Raw genomic sequence first — 18807 nt, forward strand, 5'->3', positions numbered from 1 at the left:
CTGGGTCGGATGCGGACAGACGTCAGCGTCTGGCCGCCCGACGGGAGCGGGAGCGCGGGTGCGGATCCCGGGTCAGGCGGCCGGCAGGAGCAGGCCCGGCGCCCGGGAGCGGATGTGACCGCGCGCGTCCGGGTGCGCGGCATCCGGGAGATGCCCGAGTTGCACCGCGTGTCGTCGGTCGCGCGAGCCGACCGCGAGAATCCGCGGCCGGGCGGCGAGCACGAGCCGCACGAGAGCGACGAGCGCGGCGCCCATCGCGCCGACGAGGGCGGTCGCGCCGAGCGTGACGAGGAGGACCGCGGGGCCCTCGAACCCGAGCGTCGCGAGCACGACGCCGACCGCGTGCAGCAGCGCGGCGTACGACTCGGTCACGCGTCGATCCTACGGCGGGAGTCATCCGGCAGGGAGGCCGGGGCGCGCGGGAGGAATACGGGGCGCGTACACTCGTGGACGAACACGGGAGTCCGGTGTGCCGGGCTGAGAGGAAGCTCATCAAGCTTCGACCGTCGAACCTGATCCGGATCATGCCGGCGCAGGGAGGCATCTCGGGGTTCGGCCGCATCCGCGGTCGCCCACCCGTGCACTTTCCTCCAACGAAAGGGCACGATAGTGACCACGCAGTCCGCCGCATCCGCGGCATCCACCCGCACCGTCCCGAGCCGCCGCTGGCGGGTCGTCGACATCGTCGTCGCGAGCGTTCTCGGGGTGGCGCTCGGCCTCGTCTTCATTCTCTGGAACACGGCGGGTTCGCCGCTGCGCGACGCCCTCGGCGCTGTGCTTCCTGGGCTCAGCGCACTCCTCGCGGGCATCTGGCTGCTGCCCGGTGTGCTCGGCGGCCTCATCGTGCGCAAGCCCGGGGCGGCGCTCTTCACCGAACTCGTCGCCGCGACCGTGAGCGTCATCATCGTTCCCAACGAGTGGGGCTGGTGGACGATCGAGGCGGGCCTCGTGCAGGGCCTGGGTGCCGAGCTCGTCTTCGCCCTGTTCCTCTACCGCCGATGGGGCCTGGGCGCCGCGCTCCTGGCGGGTGCGGGTGCCGGTCTCGCGATGGCGGTCAACGACCTCGTGGTCTGGTACGCGGCGGGACTCACGACCGAATTCGCGGTGATCTACACGGTCTCGTCGATCGTGACGGGCATCGTGCTCGCCGGACTCCTCAGCTGGCTGCTCGTCCGCGCACTCGCCGCCACCGGCGTGCTCGGACGCTTCGCCGCGGGACGCGAGCGCGGCGAACTCGTCTGAGCGGGCGGAACTCCATGACGACGACGGGAGCGCGGGTCGAGGCCCGCGACTGGGGCTGGCGTCACGCCGGACGCCGCGCTCCCGCCGTCGCGGGCCTCGACCTCGTGATCGAGCCGGGGGAGCGCGTGCTGCTGCTCGGCGCATCCGGGGCGGGCAAGTCGACCCTCGTGCACGGTCTCGCCGGGATCCTCGGCGGCGCGGAGGAGGGCGAGCAGAGCGGCGAGCTGCTCATCGACGGCACGCCCGCCGCCGAGACGCGAGGGGTCGCGGGGCTCGTCCTCCAGGATCCGGACACCCAGGCCGTGCTCGCGCGGCTGGGGGATGACGTCGCGTTCGGGCTCGAGAACCTCGGGGTCGCGCCGGACGAGATCGCCAGGCGGGTGCCGGCTGCGCTCGATGCGGTCGGACTCCGCCTGCCGCACGCGCATCCGACGACCGCACTGTCGGGCGGGCAGAAGCAGCGGCTGGCGCTCGCGGGCGTGCTCGCGATGCGCCCGCGCCTGCTGCTGCTCGACGAGCCGACGGCGAACCTCGATCCGGATGGGGTGGCAGAGGTCGTGGACGCCGTGATGGCGACGACCGCGGGCTGCACGCTCGTCGTGGTCGAGCATCGCGTGGAGGCGTGGTGGCCGCACGTCACCCGCGTGGTCGTGCTCGGACCCGATGGCGTCATCGCCGACGGATCGCCGGCGGAGGTCGTCGAGGCGGCGCGTGGTGTGCTCGAGGACGCGGGCGTGTGGCTGCCGGGAACCGCCGAAGCGATGCCCGTTCATGCGGCTCCCGTTCCGGGCGAGCGGATGCTGCGCGCCGGGGCGCTCGCCGTCGGGCGTGTGGGCACGCGGGTACGTCGCCGCCGGCGGCAGCCGAGCGGTGCGGAACCTGTCGCCTCCGACATCCGTCTCGAGCTCCACGCGGGTGAGGTGGTCGCGATCACGGGGCCGAACGGCGCCGGCAAGTCGACCCTGGCGTTGACCCTCGCGGGGCTGCTCGCGCCCGTGTCGGGAACGGTGCGCGCGGATGCGGGCCTCGCCGCGGGTGCGGACCCCGATCCGGCGGCGTGGCGCTCGCGCGAGCTGCTCACGCGTATCGGCTTCGTCTTCCAGAGCCCCGATCACCAGTTCCTCGCATCCACGGTGCGCGCGGAGCTCGAACTCGGACCGCGCGCGCTCGGGCAGACGCCCGACGAGAGCGCGGCGCCCATCGACGGGCTGCTCGACCGGCTACGCCTGGATCGGCTCGCGCGCGCCCACCCGTTCTCGCTGTCGGGCGGCGAGAAGCGGCGACTCTCGGTCGCGACCGTCCTCGCGACCGCCCCACACGTGCTCGTGCTCGACGAGCCGACCTTCGGGCAGGACGCCCGCACATGGCGCGAGCTCGTGGCGCTGCTCGCCGAGCAGCGGGATGCCGGCCGAGCGGTGGTGGTCGTCACGCACGACGACGCGCTCGTGCGCGCGCTCGACGCCCGCCGCGTGGCGCTTCATGCCCCGGTCTCCGCGGGAGCGACCGGATGAGCACCCTCCTCGCACCGGTCACGGGCGACCGTCTCGTGCACCGCATCAACCCCGTCGCGAAGGTGGCCGCCTCGGCCGCGCTCGGCATCGCGCTCCTCATCACGATCGATCCGGTCTCCGGTGCCGTCGCCCTCGCGCTGGAGCTTCTCCTCGTGCCCTTTGCCGGCGTGCCCGCACGGGCGCTCTTCGTGCGCCTCACCCCGCTGCTCGTCGCGGCACCGCTCACGGCGCTCACGATCGCCCTCTACGGCGCACCGTCGGGCGAGGTGTACGCGACCTTCCTGCTCGCCACGATCAGCGACGGGTCGCTTCAGCTCGCCGCGTCGGCCGGGCTTCGGGTGCTCGCGATCGGCCTGCCCGCCGTGCTGCTCGTCGCCACGGTCGACCCGACCGATCTCGCCGACGGGCTCATCCAGACCTGGCGGCTGCCGGCGCGGTTCGTGCTGGGCGCTCTCGCCGCGTTCCGGCTGGTGGGTCTGCTGGTCGAGGACTGGCGGGCTCTCGTGCTCGCACGCCGTGCACGCGGGGTGGGTGATGCCGGGGGATTCCTCGGACGCATGCGCTTCCTCGGCTCCGTCGCGTTCGCCCTGCTCGTGCTCGCGCTCCGCCGCGGAGGCAGCCTCGCTACGGCGATGGAGGCGCGCGCCTTCGGGGGCACAGCGCCCCGCACCTCCGCCCGCGCGGCCCGCTTCGGGGCTGCCGAGTGGGGCCTCGTGGCGATCGGAGTCGCGATCGCGGCGGCGTCGCTCACGGCGTCGGTGGTCACGGGGGCGTTCCATCCGATCCTGGGGCCCGGCAGATGACGGTTCGTGAGGTCGATCCCGCGCCGTTTGTCGAGCGACTCGCGGCGACGGGCCATGACTGGGTGCTGCTCCTCGATGGACGCTCGGGGGCAGGCAAGACGGTTCTCGCGCGGAGTCTCGCCTCGGCGACCGGCGCCCAGCTCGTGTCGCTCGACGCGGTCTATCCCGGATGGGACGGCCTCGCGGCGGGAGCTGCCGCCGTGCCGGGGATCGTGCGTGACGGCCGCTGGACGCGCTGGGACTGGGCGGCCAACGTTCCGGGCCCTGCCGCATCCGTGCCGCGCGACGGCTCGCTCATCGTCGAAGGATGCGGTGCCATCTCGCGGGCGTCTCGCCCCCTCGCCGATCACACATGGTGGATCGAGCGCGACGACGACGACCGGCGGCGTCGTGCCCTCGAACGCGACGGCGACGGATTCGCGCCGCACTGGGAGCGCTGGGCCGCACAGGAGGAGCGCTTCGCGCGCGAGGAGGGCTCGATCGAACTCGCGGATCTGGTGATCCGGGTCTGAGGCGGCGTCGGGCCCCGGCGTCAGGCCCAGCCGAGCCGGTGCAGCTCCTCGTCGTCGATGCCGTAGAAGTGCGCGATCTCGTGCACGAGGGTGATGTGGATCTCGTCGCGGAGTTCGTCTTCGTCCGCGCAGATGTCCAGCAGCGGCTCGCGGAACAGCACGATGCGATCCGGCAGTTCGCCGAAGCCGTACCGGTCGCGTTCGGTGAGCGCCGTGCCCTCGTACACCCCGAGCAGGTCGAGCGAGCCGTCCTCCGGCCGGTCCTCGCACACGAAGACGACGTTGTCGAGACCGTCGACCATCTCGTCCGGGAGGGCGTCGAGCTCGTCGATCACGATGCGCTCGAACTCCTCGGCATCCAGATGCAGGCTCACGGCGCCTCCAACAGCTCCACGAGCACCCACTGCAGCTCTCCGAGGAAGTGGTACACGTCGGTGAGCGGTCCCGCGTCCGGTTCGTCGCCGTCCTCCCGGATGCCGAGGCGCGTCCCCACCATCACCCGCAGGTCGGTGAGGCTCCGCGCCCAGGTCTCCGCCTCCTCGTGGTCGAGTGCGACCCAGCCCTCCGTCGCGGTCTGCGCGATCCGCTCCGCGGCGGCCGTCTTGCGATCTTCGAGTTCGTCGCGCGTGTATCGCCGGAACTCGTCCGACGCACCCGCGTCGCCGCGGTAGGCGTCGGGGAACAGCCGGGCGAGCAGGGGAGCGTCGTCGAGCTCCGGATCGCGGATCACGTCGGCGAACTGGTGCGCGAGCACGGTGAGCAGACCGGCCTCCGCCGCTTCGAAGCGGATCCGCACCCCCTCGCCGTCGTTCGCGAGCTTCATGCGGCGTCCTTCGCGACCGTCGCGTGCAGCCCGTACTCGTGCATCGCCTGGGCGTGACGTTCCATCTCTTCGCGGGGTCCGGAGGCGACCACCGCGCGGCCCTCGTTGTGGACGAGCAGCATGAGGCGCTCGGCCTCCTCGCGGGGGTAGCCGAAGTGGCGGCGGAACACATGGACCACGTAGTTCATGAGATTGATCGGGTCGTTCCACACGATGAGCACCCACGGCTGGAGCAGACGCTCCGCGAGATCGTGCTCCTGAACGGGAGACGAAGTGGGGCGATCGACGGGACTCGAACCCGCGACATCCGGCACCACAAGCCAGCGCTCTACCAACTGAGCTACGACCGCCATGCTGCTTGCGCAACCAGACGATTCTACGGTATCCGCGGGGCCCATTTCGCCACCGCTTCCTTCGACGCTGCGGAGGCCGTGTCGCTCGACGGGCCCGGGTCGGCGACGAAAGCGACACGGCGGTAGTAGTCGAGCTCACGGATCGACTCGAGGATGTCGGCGAGCGCCCGATGGCCGCCGTTCTTCGCCGGCGCCTGGAAGTAGACGCGCGGGAACCAGCGACGCGACAGCTCCTTGATGGAGGAGACATCGACGCTCCGGTAGTGCAGGTGTGCGTCGACGCGGGGCATGTACTTCGCGAGGAATGCCCGGTCGGTTCCGATCGTGTTGCCGGCGAGCGGGGCCGTGCCGTTCTCGGGCACGAACTTCAGAATGTACTCGAGAACCTCGTACTCGGCCTCGGCGAGGCTCACGCCGCCGGGGATCTCTTCGAGCAGGCCCGAGGCCTGGTGCATCTCGCGCACGAACTCCGACATGTGCTCGAGCGCGGTCGCATCCGGGTTGATCACGATGCTGAATCCGGGGTCGACCGGGTTCAGGTCGTAGTCGGTGATGACCACCGCGACCTCGACCAGTTCGTCGATCGACAGATCGAGACCGGTCATCTCGCAGTCGACCCAGACGAGCAGTTCCGGTGAGGAGGCCATTCGTCAACTCTAGTCGCGGGTGGTGAGGCACCCGCCGGATGCCGAGCCGGAGGGTGGGGTCAGGCCGCGTCGCCGACGACCACGGCTTCGGCCTCCGCCTCCGGGGTCGCCTCGACACCGTCCGCACGCACGAGAAGGCGTCGTCCCGCGATCACGAGCACTGCGGCGATGAGCACCGAGCCCGCGGCGGCGAAGTAGGGCACGTCGTCGCCCGCGATCTCCGCCAGCAGCGCGGCGAGCGGAGGCGCCGCCGCACCGCCGAGGAACCGCACAGACGAGTATGCGGAGCTCGCCACGGGGCGCGGAAGGTCGGTGGAGTCCATGACCGTCTCGGTGAGCACCGTGTTGAGCACTCCGAGCAGCAGACCGCCTACGACGATGCAGGCGATGAGGCCGGTGGCGCTCTCGACGAGGAACCCGGCCGCGACGAGGTCGAGCGCGAGCAGCTGCAGAGTCACGGCGAGCACCGTGGACCGGCGCATCCGGGCCGTGAGCAGGGGTGCCACCCAGACGCTCGTGATGGCGAGCGCCGCACCCCACGCGCAGAACACGAGCCCGAGCCCGATCGCATCGAGTCCGAGCGGGAACGGGCTGAAGGCGAGAAGCGTGAAGAAACCGACGTTGTAGAAGAGCGCGGTTATCGCGAGGAGCGCGAGCGGGGGATTGCGAAGGGCGCGGATGGGGTCGGAGAGGCGTCGGCGCTCGCGGGGTCCCCGATCGGCGGGGAGCAGTACTGCAAGAGCGACGACTGCGATCGCCATGAGCACCGCCGTGCCGACGAATGGCGCCTGCCAGGCGAGATGTCCGAGGAAGCCGCCGAGCAGGGGTCCGATCGCGATGCCGACGCCGAGCGCCGCCTCGTACAGCACGATGGCGGACCCGGATCCGCCGCTCGCGGCCCCGATGATCGTTGCGAGCGCGGTGGAGATGAAGAGGGCATTGCCGAGGCCCCAGCCCGCCCGGAATCCGATGACCGCCTCGACCGTGCCGGACGCGGCGGCGGCGAGCGCGGCGGCGACGATGAGCGATAGGCCGATGAGCAGGGTGGCGCGGGCCCCGATGCGGCTCGACACCCAGCTCGTGATGAGCATCGCGAGGCCGGTGACGAGCAGGTAGCTGGTGAACAGCAGCTCGGCCTGAGCAGGGGTCGCGCCGAGGTCGTGGGCGATCGCCGGGAGGATCGGATCCACGAGCCCGATGCCCATGAACGCGACGACGCACGCGAACGCGACGACCCAGACGGCGCGGGGCTGGCGCAGGATCGATGAACCGGCGGATGCGCTCACGAGGCGACCCCGACGCGGGCGGCGTCGTGGCCGAGGTGCGCAGTGAGGATCTCGGCGGCGCTCGAGAGAGCCGCCCAGTTCTCGGGGGTGAGGTCGTCGAACCAGGGGGTGAGGGTCTCGGCCAGCTGAGCCCGCCACGCGGCGAGTGCGGCGGCGCCCTTCGTGCTCACGACGATGAGCCACGCGCGCGAGTCGTCGCGGTCGGCGATCCGGGTGACGAGCTCCTGCTCGACCATCGTCGCGAGCAGCCGGGTCATGCCGGGTTGGGTGATCCGGCTCGCGGCGGCGAGCTCGCCGATGCGCATGGGGCCGTCGCTCTCGAGGATCGAGAGGGTGCGCCACTGGGCGGCGGGAGCGGTGGAGCCGGTGGTCTGCGCGGCGAGCCGGGTGAGCCGGTGGGTGGAGACGAGGAGCGACTCGAGAATGTCTGTCTGCATCACCGCTCGATCATATGCCGAAGTTATATAACTTAGGTATGTTTCGCCGGAGGCGGACACGGCCCGCTGGGGTACCCTGAGCACCGCGCCCTCGTAGCTCAGCGGATAGAGCAGGAGCCTTCTAATCTCTTGGTCGCAGGTTCGATTCCTGCCGAGGGCACTCCCTCAAACCTCCTTCTTGCGGCAGCCCGACGCGCGCTGTGCGGCTCAGGCGGAGAGCAGCTCTTCCGCTCTGCCGCGCACGAGATCGAGCACGCGACGCGTCACGTCCTGTTCCTCCGCCTTCACGCCCTCGACGAGGCGCGCGGTCGTCTCAGCGACAGCGGATCTCGCTGCCGCGAGCTCGGCACGGCCGCGAGGAGTGAGGGTGTCATCGAGGTCGATCAATCCCTCGGCGGCGAGAGCCGCGATCACCTCGTCGACGACCTCGGGGCTGACCTTGAGGGCATCGCTCACGGCGACGCGCCAGCGATCGCGGAGGCCTGATTCGTCGGCCCGGGCGGCGGCGTTGAGGGTCACCCATGCCGGATACGTCTCGATGGTGGTCGTCGCCAGGGTCTTGGTCAGAAGCGCGCGCAAGGCATTCTCCGTCGGGCCGATCACGGTGGGCAACGGGCGCTCGGATGTCATAGGTGCCTCCTATATATTGGCAATACCAAGAGTGTATTGGTGACACCAAGATAGGGCAACCGGACATGGCACGAGCGTTCGACTCTCTCCCCACCTGGATACTGAGTGCGGCGGCGACCCGATCGCATCACGCGCTCCACAGGCGCCTGGCCGCGGCCGGCTACAGCGGCTACGAGTTCCGGTGCCTCACCGTGCTCGCCGGCACCGACCATCTGAGCCAGACGCAGCTCGGTGATGCTGCTGCACTCGACCCTCGTGACGTGACCCAGACGGTTCGGACTCTCGAGGCCCGCGGCTTGGTGGCTCGTGACCGGGATCCGAGCCACGGCCGCCGCATCCTCGTCTCGCTGACGCACACCGGACGCCTGGCCGCTGAGACGCTCGTCCCCGTCATGGACGCCGTGCAGGACGACGTGTTCGGGCGACTCAGCGCAGACGAACGTTCCGCGCTGCTCGAACTGTTGCAGCGAGTCGGCTGAGGCCGCTGGGTTCGCGCGGTCCTCAGACCCCGCGGGCGGGGGTGTCGGTGGTGGGCTCCTCCACCGGCTCCGACTGAGCGAGAGGCGTCGAGTACGGGTTCGACGCTTCGAGCACCGTCGTCGGCGTCTCGACCTCCGGGGTCACCTCGACGGGCAGATCCACCTCGTGCGCGTGCTCCACGGGCTGCGCCGTCGTCGCCGTGTACTGCTCCTCGGCCCACTTCTGCTGCTGGACGATCAGCGGGTCGGAGGACTGCTCCTCGTAGCGCCAGCGTTCGAGGTCCGCGGCGAACAGCTTGCGTGCCTTCGACGGCCGGTGCAGCCACAGCACGAGCCGCTCACGGTACTCGTTGAGCGTCTGGTCGGCCTGGTAGCTGAAGCTCACGGAGTTCACCCGCATGTCGGCCAGCTGGTGCGACGCCCAGTCGGCGGCGTAGTTCGCCCCGGCGATCGGCAGCAGACGCACCATCACGTCCGCGTCGTTCGCTAGGTGCTCCGCATGCTCGCGCGCCGCCGGGGACTGGCTGTGCCAGCGGGCGGCGTTCTGCCCTGCCGAGATCAGAGCGGACACGGCGGCGGCGCGCGTCTCGTGCGAGCGCTGGTCGACGAGGCGTTTTGTCGCGCCGCGTCCGATGAGCGCCGCGACGAGCCCCGCCACCACGATCGAGACGAACGGGATCACCGCGGTCACCAGGAGACGCTGACCCTCATCCGAATAGAACCAGTCGACGAAGTCGTTCCACCACTGCATGGCGGCACCTTACGTCCGCGATCGGCGGAACCGTCCGTCTTCTCCCGCGTGCCGCCGATTCCCACTTTCGGGTGACACGGCGCGAGCCGCCAGGATCGAGTCAGCGGCGGCCCGTGCCGTGCACGGCGAACGGCTCGATCGCCGCGATCTCCTCGTCCGTCAGGGCGGGAGCCGAGAGCGCGCCGAGGTTGTCCTCCAGCTGTCGAACGCTCGACGCTCCGATGAGCGCGCTCGTCACCGACGGCTGACGCAGCACCCACAGCAGCGCGAGCTGCGCGAGGGTCTGGCCGCGCTGCTCGGCGATCGCATTGAGCCCGCGGGCGCGTTCGAGGTACACGTCGCTGATGTTCTCGGCGTTCATCCACCGCCCGCCCGCCGCGCGGGAGTCTGCGGGGATGCCGTCGAGGTAGCGGCTCGTGAGCAGTCCCTGCGCGAGCGGCGAGAACACGATCGAACCGATGCCGAGCTCGCCGATCGCATCCAGCAGTCCCTCCTCGGGCACCCGGTTGAACATCGAGTACGAGGGCTGGTGGATGAGCAGCGGCACGCCCTCTGCTGCGAGCGCCTCGTACGCGCGGCGCGTCTCGTCCGGTCCGTAGTTCGAGATGCCCGCGTAGAGGGCCTTGCCCGACCGTACCGCGTGGGCGAGGGCACCCATCGACTCCTCGATCGGGGTCTCGGGATCGGGTCGGTGGTGGTAGAAGATGTCGACGTAGTCGAGACCGAGACGCGTCAGCGACTGGTCGAGCGACGAGAGCAGGTACTTGCGCGATCCGAAGTCGCCGTAGGGTCCCGGCCACATGTCGTATCCGGCCTTCGACGAGACGATCAGCTCGTCGCGGTAGGGCGCGAGGTCGCTTGCGAGGATGCGGCCGAAGTTCTCCTCCGCCGACCCGGGAGGCGGACCGTAGTTGTTCGCGAGGTCGAAGTGCGTGACACCGAGGTCGAACGCGCGAAGCACGATCTCGCGCTGCGTAGTGAGCGGGCGGTCGTGACCGAAGTTGTTCCAGAGGCCGAGCGAGATGCGCGGCAGCTTCAGCCCGCTCCGCCCGATGCGGGCGTACGAGAGGTGGTCATAGCGGTCGGAGGCGGCGTTGTAGGGCACCGGGACAGCCTAGGGAACGGAACCGACATCCACCGTGTTGTATCCGGTGTCCCCTCAACCACAGGAAAGTAGGGTCGCACCATGCGCACATTCGTTCTGGCAGGTGGCTGCTTCTGGTGTCTCGACGCCGTCTACCGCACGCTCGAGGGCGTGTCCGACGTCGTCTCCGGGTACACCGGCGGAAGCGTCCCCAACCCGTCGTACGAGCTCGTCTGCACCGGAAGCACCGGTCACGCCGAGGCGGTCGCCGTCACCTTCGACGAGAACGTGATCCCGGCGAGCGTCATCCTCGACGTCTTCTTCACTCTCCACGATCCGCGCCAGCTGAACCGCCAGGGCAATGACGTGGGCACTCAGTACCGCTCGGCGATGTTCTACGCCGACGACGAGCAGAAGGCCGAGTTCGAGGCGGCACGCGAGCGCGCGGCCGAGTACTGGGGTGGCGGGATCGTCACGTCGATCACGCGGCTCGGCGAGTACTACCGCGCGGAGGAGTACCACCAGGACTTCTTCGCGAAGAACCCGGGCCAGGGCTACTGCCTCGCGGTGGCGCTGCCGAAGGTCAACAAGATCCGCAAGAGCTACGCGCAGTACGTGATCGCGTCGTAGCGGAAGATGCTCCGCGGGGCCGTGACGGATCGGCCCCGCAGGGGTAGCGTCGAAGTCACGCATGGATCAGACGCAAAGGAGCGGATCATGAGCCAGAGCATGACGATCGAGAAGCGTTGGGTGGCCTTCGGCCCCGCAGGCGCGGTGGGCGTGATCCACCGCACGTCGGACGGCTTCCGCGTGAAGCTCGTCGACGATGACGACTACCGGGGCTCCTATCCCTCCCTGGAGATCGCGAAGAGCGCGCTGCATGCCGCTCTCGCCCCGGGGTCCGAGTGGCCGGAGTTCACCGAGCACTGACCCCTCCTCCCCACCGCCAGGTGGTGCTCTCGCTTCCCCATATCGAGTGAGCTGAGTCGATTGCCGCCCTGGTACCGGCGAGGCTGATGCGGTGGCGCTCGCGGGGTTCGTCGGCACGGCCCTCGCGAGCGCCGCACCATCAGCGGGCGCGCGCATCAGGGAGGGTCAGATGACCGACATCGTCACCGTCGTGGGGTTCGTCGCCACGGCGGTCAAGCACACCGTCACCGCAGAGGGGCTCGAGATCGCCTCGTTCCGGCTGGCGTCCACGCATCGCCGATTCGATCGCACAGCGAACGCCTGGGTCGACGGTCAGACCAACTGGTTCTCGATCACGGCCTTCCGGCAGCTCGCGGCGAACGCATCCGCGTCGATCGATAAGGGGCAGCGGGTGATCGTCACGGGTCGGCTGCGGGTGCGCGAGTGGACCAGTGGCGAGAAGTCCGGTCACGACGTCGAGATCGTCGCGGATGCGATCGGCCACGACCTCGCCTGGGGCACCACCACGTGGACCCGCACCGTGCGCGCGTCGGCCGAGCCCGACCATGCGAGCGAGACCGACGAGGCACAAGCGGGCGAGCTCTCGGAGACCGCCGCGCTCTTGGACGACGCGCAGGAGGCGGTGCCCGTGCCGTTCTAGAATCGACGAGGTCTCGCTTCCGGAGTGGGCCGTTCCAGGAGGTAGGGATGTCCCGTCGTGTGGGCGCGGTAGTGCTCGCTTTCGCGTCGGCATCGCTGCTCGTGGCCTGCACGACTCCGGAGGCCACCCCCTCGAGTTCGCCGTCGTCCACCAGCTCGGCCGAACCGACTCCCACGCCGACGGCCACGCCCGAGCCGGAGTTCGAGGGAACGGCCGCCGACAATCAGGCCTACTTCGACTGGATCAATCAGGCGCTCATCGACTCGGATGCGCACCTCGACGGTGCGGCGTTCATCGACAACCTCGTCGACCACGGGTACCCGCGCGGCGCGATGGAGGTCACCCCCGATACGACCGCCATCGGCATCGCAGCCGACAACATCGTCTTCTCGATCCGCTTCGACGACACCTGCCTGCTGGGGCAGTGGGGCAACATCGGTTACACGAGCCTCGTGACCGATCTGCCGGCATCCGGCCGCTGCATCGTCGGCACCCCTCGCCCCGCCTGAGCGGCTTCGCCCGGCAACGCGCACTCCCGCCCCGCCCATAGACTCGAACCCATGGCCGAATACATCTACTCCATGGTGCGCGCCCGCAAGAAGGTGGGCGAGAAGCTCATCCTCGACGACGTGACGATGGCGTTCCTGCCGGGCGCGAAGATCGGCATGGTCGGCCCCAACGGCGCCGGTAAGTCGACGATCCTCAAGATCATGGCGGGTCTCGACACCCCCTCCAACGGCGAGGCGAAGCTCACCCCCGGGTTCTCGGTCGGCATCCTCATGCAGGAGCCCGAGCTCGACGAGTCGAAGACGGTGCTCGAGAACATCGAGGAGGGCGTCGCCATGAAGGCGAAGCTCGACCGGTTCAACGAGATCTCGGCCGCGATGTCCGACCCCGACGCCGACTTCGACACGCTGCTCGCCGAGATGGGCGTGCTGCAGGAGGAGATCGACGCCGCCGACGGCTGGGACCTCGACTCGCAGCTCGAGCAGGCGATGGACGCCCTGCGCACCCCGCCCGCCGAGGCCGAGGTCCGCTACCTCTCCGGAGGTGAGAAGCGCCGCGTCGCGCTCGCGAAGCTGCTGCTGCAGAAGCCCGACCTGCTGCTGCTCGACGAGCCCACCAACCACCTCGACGCCGAGAGCGTGCTCTGGCTCGAGCAGCACCTGCAGAAGTACCCCGGCGCCGTCATCGCTATCACCCACGACCGGTACTTCCTCGATAACGTCGCCGAGTGGATCGCGGAGGTCGACCGCGGCCGCCTCATCGGCTACGAGGGCAACTACTCCACGTACCTCGAGAAGAAGGCCGAGCGCCTCCAGGTGCAGGGCAAGAAGGACGCGAAGCTCGCGAAGCGCCTCGCCGACGAGCTCGACTGGGTCCGGTCCAACACCAAGGGACGCCAGGCCAAGTCGAAGGCCCGTCTCGCCCGCTACGAGGAGATGGCCGCGGAGGCGGAGCGCACCCGCAAGCTCGACTTCGAAGAGATCCAGATCCCGCCGGGGCCGCGACTCGGAAGCGTCGTCATCGAGGCGAAGAACCTCAAGAAGAGCTTCGGCGAGCGCACGCTCATCGAAGGCCTCGGCTTCAGCCTCCCGCCGAACGGCATCGTCGGTGTCATCGGCCCCAACGGCGTCGGAAAGACGACCCTCTTCAAGACGATCGTCGGCCTCGAGCCGCTCGACTCGGGCGACCTGAAGATCGGCGAGACCGTCAAGATCAGCTACGTCGACCAGACCCGCGCCAACATCGACCCGAGCAAGACGCTCTGGGAGGTCGTCTCCGACGGGCTCGACATCATCACCGTGGGCAAGACCGAGATCCCGAGCCGCGCGTACGTCTCGAAGTTCGGGTTCAAGGGCCCGGACCAGCAGAAGAAGGCGGGTGTGCTCTCCGGTGGTGAGCGGAACCGCCTGAACCTCGCCCTCACCCTCAAGGAGGGCGGCAACCTGCTGCTGCTCGACGAGCCCACCAACGACCTCGACGTCGAAACTCTGCAGTCGCTCGAGAACGCGCTGCTCGAGTTCCCCGGATGCGCTGTGGTGATCACCCACGACCGGTGGTTCCTCGACCGGGTCGCGACCCACATCCTCGCCTACGAGGGCACCGACGAGAACCCGGCCAACTGGTACTGGTTCGAGGGCAACTTCGAGGCCTACGAGCAGAACAAGATCGAACGCCTCGGCCCCGAGGCGGCCAAGCCGCACCGCTCGGTGTACCGCAAGCTCACCCGCGACTGAGGCGGCGAGTCGTTCCGATGGCCCGTATCAACATCCCGATCCGGCTTCGCTGGAGCGACTTCGACGCCTACGCGCACGTCAACAACGCCGAGATGCTGCGGCTGCTGGAGGAGGCGCGCATCGAGGCCTTCTGGCGTCCGGATGCAGATGCAGATCCGGCGACCGTGCGCCCCACCGCGGTGATCGACGCCGGACCCTCCGCGGCGACCTTCAGCCTCATCGCCCGGCAGGAAGTCGAGTACCGCGCGCCGATCCCGTACCAGCGCAGCCCCATCGACGTGGAGCTATGGCTCGGACGCCTCGGGGGTGCGAGCTTCGAGGTCTGCTACGAGGTGTATTCGCCCGTGGGCGTGGAGCCGCGCACGCTCTACACGGTCGCCTCGACGACGCTCGTGCTGGTCGACGCCGCGACAGGGCGTCCGACGCGGCTGCCCGACGAGCTCCGTGAGCTCTTTGCGCCCTACGTCGAACCGCCGGTAGTGTTCCCCTCCCGCAACTGAACGCACCTTGGAGACGAACACCGTGACCCGTCGACTCATCTCGTCCGGATCCGCATTCGAAGAGCGCATCGGCTACTCGCGCGCGGTCGTCGTCGGCGACACCGTCTACGTCTCGGGCACGACCGGATACGACTACGCCACCGGCGAGATCTCGGCGGATGTCGCCGAGCAGGCGGCGCAGACGCTGCGCAACATCGCGGCGGCGCTCGCGGAAGCCGGCGCGAGCCTCGACGACGTCGTGCGGGTGCACTACCTGCTGCCCGACGGCGGCGATTTCGAAGCATGCTGGCCGGTGCTGCGGGAGGCCTTCGGGCAGGCTCGCCCGGCCGCGACGATGATTCAGGTGCCGCTCATGGACCCCGCGATGCGGATCGAGATCGAGGTCACCGCTGTCGTCGGCTCGGCGCTCGCGCCCGCTGCCGGATAGTGCCCGGCGCCGCATAGTTCCGGACACGCGACGGCGCCGACCCCCGAAGGAGCCGGCGCCGCGCGAAGATACGAGGATCAGGACGTCAGCGAGTCCACGTACTCCTGGTTGTCGGCGATCCACTGGTCCACGACGGGGCCGTAGTCGTCGGTGTCGTTCTCGTTGAACATGACGTTCTCGAGGTCGTACAGCAGCTCCGGGTCCATGGAGAACGCGGACAGCCACTCGGCGACCTCGGGGAAGTCGTCCTCGAAGCCGGTACGTGTGTAGGTGTGGATGCCCTCGGCCGTCCCGAGGGTGCCCTCCGGGTCCTCGAGGTTCTTGATCGGGAACGCGCTGTAGGCCCAGTGCGGCTCCCACAGGGTCACGACGACGTTCTCGCCCGCGTCGGTCGCCGCCTTCAGCTCGGTGAGCATCGCGGTGGTCGACGAGGTCGTGAAGTCCATGCCGTCGAGACCGTAGGTCGGGATCACGGAGTTCTCGACAGCCGCGGTGAGTCCCGCGCCCGCCTCGATGCCGACGATCTCGTTGCCGAACTCGTCGGCGTGGTCCGCGAGCTCCGCGAGGGAGTCGATCGGGGCGTCCGCGTTCACGGCGACGGTCAGGGCGGCCTGGTCGAACCACGCGCCGAGGTCGACGATGTCGTCGCCGAAGTCCTCGATGTACTCCGCGTGGGTGGTGGGCAGCCACACATCGGTGGCGAAGTCATAGTCACCCGTGGAGAGACCGGCGAAGAGCGGAGCGACATCGGAGTACTCCAACTCCACGTTGTAGCCCTTGTCCTCGAGGATCGCCTTCCAGAGCTCGGAGCTGGCGATGCCCTCGTCCCAGCCGTTGAACACGGCGAGCGTGATGTCGCCCTTGTCGCCGCCGGCGTCGCCCGAGGTCTCCTCGGTGGCGCATCCGGTGAGGATGAGGGCGGTGGCGGCCGAGGCCGCCAGAAGCGCCTTGCTGTGCATGCGCATGCTGTGTGTTTCCTTTCCGTGGCACGGGGATCTCCCAGGCCACCTGGGGATGCCGCAGGCCGGAGCCGGGCGGCGACGCGGACGCGTGGGCGTCCGCGACATCGGGGGCCGCGCTCAGGCGGCGGTCATGGGGGAGGCGGGGGCAGCCTCCGCCTCGCGACGGCGTGCCACGGATCGGGCCTGAACGGCCGCGAGCAGCCCGCGCCGTTGACCGAAGGATCCGGTGAAGCGGTCGAGCAGGATCGCGAGGATCACCACCGACAGACCGGCTTCGACGCCGAGCGCCGTGTCGAGACGCGCGAGGCTCGCGACGATTTCGGACCCGAGACCGTCCGCGCCGACGAGGCCCGCGATCACGACCATCGAGAGCGACAGCATGATCACCTGGTTGACCCCCGCCATGATCGTCGGCAGCGCGAGAGGCAGCTGGATCTGGCGGAGGATGCGCGCGGGCGTCGCGCCGAACGCGTGACCCGCCTCCACGACCTCCGTGTCGACGCCGCGGAGGCCGAGCTCGGTGAGGCGCACACCCGGGGCCATCGCGAACACGATCGTGGCGACGATGCCGGGCGCCTCTCCGACGCGGAACAGCAGGATCGCCGGGATCAGGTACACGAACGCGGGCATCGTCTGCAGGAAGTCGAGGATCGGCCGCACGATCGCCGACACCAGCCGCGACCTCGCGGCGGCGATCCCGATGGGGATGCTGAGCGCGATCGCGATGAATGCGGCCACACTCACGAGAGCGAGGGTGTCCATCGCGTTGTCCCACTGATCCATGGAGGCGATCAGCAGCAGCCCCGCGGCCGTGCCGACGGCGAAGATCCAGCCGCGGGCGAGGAGGGCCAGCACGACGGCGACGACGAGGATCACCCAGAAGGGCGGCGTGCGCAGCACCCAGTCGACGGCGTCGTACATGCCGACGAAGATCTCGCGGAGGAAGCGGAAGAAGGCGGAGAAGTTCTCGATCACGTAGTTCACGAAGCCGTCGATCCAGTCGCCGACCGGGATGCGGATGTCCATCAGCTGTCCTTCCTCTCGGCGCGTGCGGACTCGCTCGACGCGAGTGCCTCCTCGACGACTTCTGCGGGCAGGGGGACCCCGAGCGAGATCTCGCCGGTGGCGGTCGCACCGCCGCCGAGCGCGGCGAGAAGCGTGATGCGGGGCAGCACGCCCACGAGGCGCTCACGCTCGTCGGTGACGGCGAGTGGCAGCGGCGACTCGGCCGCCGGCACGAAGAGCTCGATGAGCGCCGAGTCGTGACTGACGGTTGCGACCTCGGGGTTGATGGCCGAGGTGATGCGCTGCTCGCCCTTCTGCAGGAGACGCAGGGCGGCCCGGTCGCCGATCGTGCCGACGAGCCGCCGGTCGCGGTCGACCACGAACGCCGCCGCCGTGCGGGAGTCGCGCATCGCCCGGAGGGCTGCGCGCGGGCCGGAACCGGATCCGACGGTCGGGGCGGCCGGCTCCATGACCGATGCCGCGGTGAGCACGCGAGCGCGGTCGACATCCTGCACGAACTGCTCGACGTAGTCGTTCGCGGGGTCGGTGAGGATGTCCTCCGGGGTGCCGATCTGCACGATGCGCCCGTCGCGCATGACCGCGATGCGGTCGCCGAGGAACATCGCCTCGTTGAGGTCGTGGGTGATGAAGATGATCGTCTTGCCGAGAGCGGCCTGGAGCTCGAGCAGCTGCTCCTGCATCTCGCGGCGGATGAGGGGGTCGAGGGCGCTGAACGCCTCGTCCATGAGCAGGATGTCGGTGTCGGCGGCGAGGGCACGCGCGAGCCCCACGCGCTGCCGCATCCCGCCGGAGAGCTCACCCGGAAGGCGGTCTTCCCAGCCGCCCAGGCCGACGAGCTCGATCGTGCGTCGCGCCAGGTCGATGCGCTCGCGCTTCGAGGTGCCCCGCACCTCGAGCCCGTAAGCCACGTTGTCGAGCACGGTGCGGTGGGGGAGCAGGGCGAAGTGCTGGAAGACCATCGAGACCCGACGGCGCCGCAGTTCGCGCAGCGCCTTGGGCGAGATACCGGTGAGCTGTTCGCCGGCGATCTCGACGGTGCCGTCGGTCGCGTCGAGCAGTCCGTTGAGCATGCGGATAAGCGTCGACTTGCCGGAGCCGGAGAGCCCCATCACGACGAAGATCTCGCCGCGGCGGACGTCGAAGCTCGCGTCGATGACGGCGGCGGTGGGGCCGCCGAGCTCGTCGCGTGGAGTTCCGGCGCGGAGCTTCTGGACGGCGTCGGCGGGGGAGCGGCCGAAGACCTTGAAAAGGCCGTCGGCGCGAAGGGCGATGTCGGTCACGTTCTCCTGGTCCCCGCGGAGGCGGGGCTTTCGGTCAGCGGTCCGGGCGCACGAGGCATCAGCTGTCGTGAGGACATGCGGATGCGGCACCGCCGGGTGGCGGCGCGCGACGTCGCGTTGCCGTACGAGCTCCGGCGGCGATGGCCGTGAAGCGCGCGGTCCTGGGCGTCAGGGGTGGCCGCCGGTCGTGTCGGACGCGTCGTCGGCAGGGCCGTGGGCCACCGTAACAGGCTCGTCCCGAGGG

Annotated in this window: 25 protein-coding genes, 2 tRNA genes and 1 riboswitch; of the genes, 13 read left to right on the plus strand and 14 right to left on the minus strand. The window is 69.8% G+C overall.

All coding sequences use genetic code 11. From position 1 onward, the window contains the following. Positions 1–72: 72 nt before the first annotated feature. On the minus strand, positions 73–372 hold the full coding sequence (locus FVQ89_RS07095) for a hypothetical protein (RefSeq protein WP_147901133.1): 300 nt from the start codon (positions 370–372) through the stop codon (positions 73–75). 83 nt (positions 373–455) lie between these two features. Next, a riboswitch (TPP riboswitch) is annotated at positions 456–556 on the plus strand. 53 nt (positions 557–609) lie between these two features. Between FVQ89_RS07095 and FVQ89_RS14585 the strand changes: the two genes are divergently transcribed. The 4 genes from FVQ89_RS14585 to FVQ89_RS07115 are packed head-to-tail and all read left to right on the plus strand — an operon-like array spanning position 610 to position 4068. Continuing rightward, complete coding sequence (locus tag FVQ89_RS14585) at positions 610–1242, plus strand: ECF transporter S component (protein ID WP_147901134.1); 633 nt, start codon at positions 610–612, stop codon at positions 1240–1242. A 14-nt stretch (positions 1243–1256) separates the two neighbouring features. Beyond that, a complete protein-coding gene (locus FVQ89_RS07105; RefSeq protein ID WP_187264943.1) occupies positions 1257–2753 on the plus strand; it encodes an ABC transporter ATP-binding protein in 1497 nt (498 codons plus the stop codon). Then, on the plus strand, positions 2750–3556 hold the full coding sequence (locus FVQ89_RS07110; protein WP_147901136.1) for an energy-coupling factor transporter transmembrane protein EcfT: 807 nt from the start codon (positions 2750–2752) through the stop codon (positions 3554–3556). Before FVQ89_RS07105 ends, FVQ89_RS07110 begins: the two co-directional genes overlap by 4 nt. Next, the gene (locus FVQ89_RS07115) at positions 3553–4068 is read left to right on the plus strand and encodes an ATP-binding protein (protein ID WP_255513470.1); all 516 of its coding nucleotides are present in this window, start codon (positions 3553–3555) and stop codon (positions 4066–4068) included. The genes FVQ89_RS07110 and FVQ89_RS07115 overlap by 4 nt, the downstream gene beginning before the upstream one ends. Positions 4069–4088: 20 nt before the next feature. Here FVQ89_RS07115 and FVQ89_RS07120 read toward each other — a convergent pair whose 3' ends face one another. The 7 genes from FVQ89_RS07120 to FVQ89_RS07150 form a co-directional block, all read right to left on the minus strand. Further along, positions 4089–4442: a metallopeptidase family protein gene (locus FVQ89_RS07120; RefSeq protein ID WP_370454450.1), complete on the minus strand. Its 354-nt coding sequence runs from the start codon at positions 4440–4442 to the stop codon at positions 4089–4091. Then, positions 4439–4891, minus strand: coding sequence for a DUF2017 family protein (locus tag FVQ89_RS07125; protein ID WP_147901137.1), 453 nt, complete (start codon positions 4889–4891; stop codon positions 4439–4441). Before FVQ89_RS07125 ends, FVQ89_RS07120 begins: the two co-directional genes overlap by 4 nt. Then, complete coding sequence (clpS, locus tag FVQ89_RS07130) at positions 4888–5208, minus strand: ATP-dependent Clp protease adapter ClpS (RefSeq protein WP_370454457.1); 321 nt, start codon at positions 5206–5208, stop codon at positions 4888–4890. Before clpS ends, FVQ89_RS07125 begins: the two co-directional genes overlap by 4 nt. After that, positions 5166–5241, minus strand: a tRNA-His gene (locus FVQ89_RS07135). The genes clpS and FVQ89_RS07135 overlap by 43 nt, the downstream gene beginning before the upstream one ends. Positions 5242–5267: 26 nt before the next feature. Further along, on the minus strand, positions 5268–5891 hold the full coding sequence (gene orn, locus FVQ89_RS07140) for an oligoribonuclease (protein WP_147901139.1): 624 nt from the start codon (positions 5889–5891) through the stop codon (positions 5268–5270). Between the two features lie 59 nt (positions 5892–5950). Then, positions 5951–7177, minus strand: coding sequence for an MFS transporter (locus FVQ89_RS07145; RefSeq protein ID WP_147901140.1), 1227 nt, complete (start codon positions 7175–7177; stop codon positions 5951–5953). After that, positions 7174–7614 carry a MarR family winged helix-turn-helix transcriptional regulator gene (locus FVQ89_RS07150; RefSeq protein ID WP_255513513.1) on the minus strand — a complete coding sequence of 147 codons (441 nt, stop codon included), beginning with the start codon at positions 7612–7614 and terminating at the stop codon, positions 7174–7176. The genes FVQ89_RS07145 and FVQ89_RS07150 overlap by 4 nt, the downstream gene beginning before the upstream one ends. An 87-nt stretch (positions 7615–7701) precedes the next feature. Here FVQ89_RS07150 and FVQ89_RS07155 point away from each other — a divergent pair. Next, positions 7702–7774, plus strand: a tRNA-Arg gene (locus FVQ89_RS07155). Between the two features lie 47 nt (positions 7775–7821). Here the strand turns inward: FVQ89_RS07155 and FVQ89_RS07160 are convergent. Beyond that, positions 7822–8244, minus strand: a complete 423-nt coding sequence (locus FVQ89_RS07160) for a hypothetical protein (protein WP_147901142.1) — start codon at positions 8242–8244, stop codon at positions 7822–7824. Positions 8245–8309: 65 nt separating this feature from the next. On the opposite strand from FVQ89_RS07160, the gene FVQ89_RS07165 reads away from it, so the two are divergent. Beyond that, complete coding sequence (locus tag FVQ89_RS07165; protein ID WP_147901143.1) at positions 8310–8723, plus strand: MarR family winged helix-turn-helix transcriptional regulator; 414 nt, start codon at positions 8310–8312, stop codon at positions 8721–8723. Positions 8724–8745: 22 nt separating this feature from the next. Here FVQ89_RS07165 and FVQ89_RS07170 read toward each other — a convergent pair whose 3' ends face one another. Continuing rightward, positions 8746–9474: a hypothetical protein gene (locus FVQ89_RS07170; protein WP_147901144.1), complete on the minus strand. Its 729-nt coding sequence runs from the start codon at positions 9472–9474 to the stop codon at positions 8746–8748. A 100-nt stretch (positions 9475–9574) separates the two neighbouring features. Continuing rightward, positions 9575–10579, minus strand: a complete 1005-nt coding sequence (locus tag FVQ89_RS07175; RefSeq protein WP_147901145.1) for an aldo/keto reductase — start codon at positions 10577–10579, stop codon at positions 9575–9577. 81 nt (positions 10580–10660) lie between these two features. Here FVQ89_RS07175 and msrA point away from each other — a divergent pair, with 81 nt between their 5' ends. The 7 genes from msrA to FVQ89_RS07210 all read left to right on the plus strand — a co-directional run bounded on the left by msrA (position 10661) and on the right by FVQ89_RS07210 (position 15295). Continuing rightward, positions 10661–11188 carry a peptide-methionine (S)-S-oxide reductase MsrA gene (gene msrA / locus FVQ89_RS07180; protein WP_147901146.1) on the plus strand — a complete coding sequence of 176 codons (528 nt, stop codon included), beginning with the start codon at positions 10661–10663 and terminating at the stop codon, positions 11186–11188. An 87-nt stretch (positions 11189–11275) separates the two neighbouring features. Continuing rightward, on the plus strand, positions 11276–11488 hold the full coding sequence (locus FVQ89_RS07185) for a methyltransferase (RefSeq protein ID WP_147901147.1): 213 nt from the start codon (positions 11276–11278) through the stop codon (positions 11486–11488). 169 nt (positions 11489–11657) lie between these two features. After that, positions 11658–12128: a single-stranded DNA-binding protein gene (locus FVQ89_RS07190; RefSeq protein ID WP_147901148.1), complete on the plus strand. Its 471-nt coding sequence runs from the start codon at positions 11658–11660 to the stop codon at positions 12126–12128. Positions 12129–12175: 47 nt separating this feature from the next. After that, positions 12176–12637 carry a hypothetical protein gene (locus tag FVQ89_RS07195; protein WP_147901149.1) on the plus strand — a complete coding sequence of 154 codons (462 nt, stop codon included), beginning with the start codon at positions 12176–12178 and terminating at the stop codon, positions 12635–12637. Between the two features lie 51 nt (positions 12638–12688). Beyond that, complete coding sequence (gene ettA, locus FVQ89_RS07200; RefSeq protein ID WP_147901150.1) at positions 12689–14368, plus strand: energy-dependent translational throttle protein EttA; 1680 nt, start codon at positions 12689–12691, stop codon at positions 14366–14368. 17 nt (positions 14369–14385) lie between these two features. Next, on the plus strand, positions 14386–14868 hold the full coding sequence (locus FVQ89_RS07205; protein WP_147901151.1) for a thioesterase family protein: 483 nt from the start codon (positions 14386–14388) through the stop codon (positions 14866–14868). A 22-nt stretch (positions 14869–14890) separates the two neighbouring features. Next, entirely contained in the window at positions 14891–15295 is a 405-nt protein-coding gene (locus tag FVQ89_RS07210) for a RidA family protein (RefSeq protein ID WP_147901152.1), read from the plus strand. Between the two features lie 77 nt (positions 15296–15372). Here FVQ89_RS07210 and FVQ89_RS07215 read toward each other — a convergent pair whose 3' ends face one another. The 3 genes from FVQ89_RS07215 to FVQ89_RS07225 all read right to left on the minus strand — a co-directional run bounded on the left by FVQ89_RS07215 (position 15373) and on the right by FVQ89_RS07225 (position 18563). Further along, a complete protein-coding gene (locus FVQ89_RS07215) occupies positions 15373–16260 on the minus strand; it encodes a glycine betaine ABC transporter substrate-binding protein (protein WP_187264944.1) in 888 nt (295 codons plus the stop codon). Between the two features lie 114 nt (positions 16261–16374). Continuing rightward, entirely contained in the window at positions 16375–17283 is a 909-nt protein-coding gene (locus FVQ89_RS07220; RefSeq protein ID WP_147901154.1) for a proline/glycine betaine ABC transporter permease, read from the minus strand. Continuing rightward, positions 17283–18563 carry a glycine betaine/L-proline ABC transporter ATP-binding protein gene (locus FVQ89_RS07225; RefSeq protein WP_147901155.1) on the minus strand — a complete coding sequence of 427 codons (1281 nt, stop codon included), beginning with the start codon at positions 18561–18563 and terminating at the stop codon, positions 17283–17285. Before FVQ89_RS07225 ends, FVQ89_RS07220 begins: the two co-directional genes overlap by 1 nt. Positions 18564–18807: the final 244 nt, after the last annotated feature.

The sequence above is a fragment of the Homoserinibacter sp. GY 40078 genome (genome assembly GCF_008017545.1).
GTDB lineage: Bacteria > Actinomycetota > Actinomycetes > Actinomycetales > Microbacteriaceae > Homoserinibacter.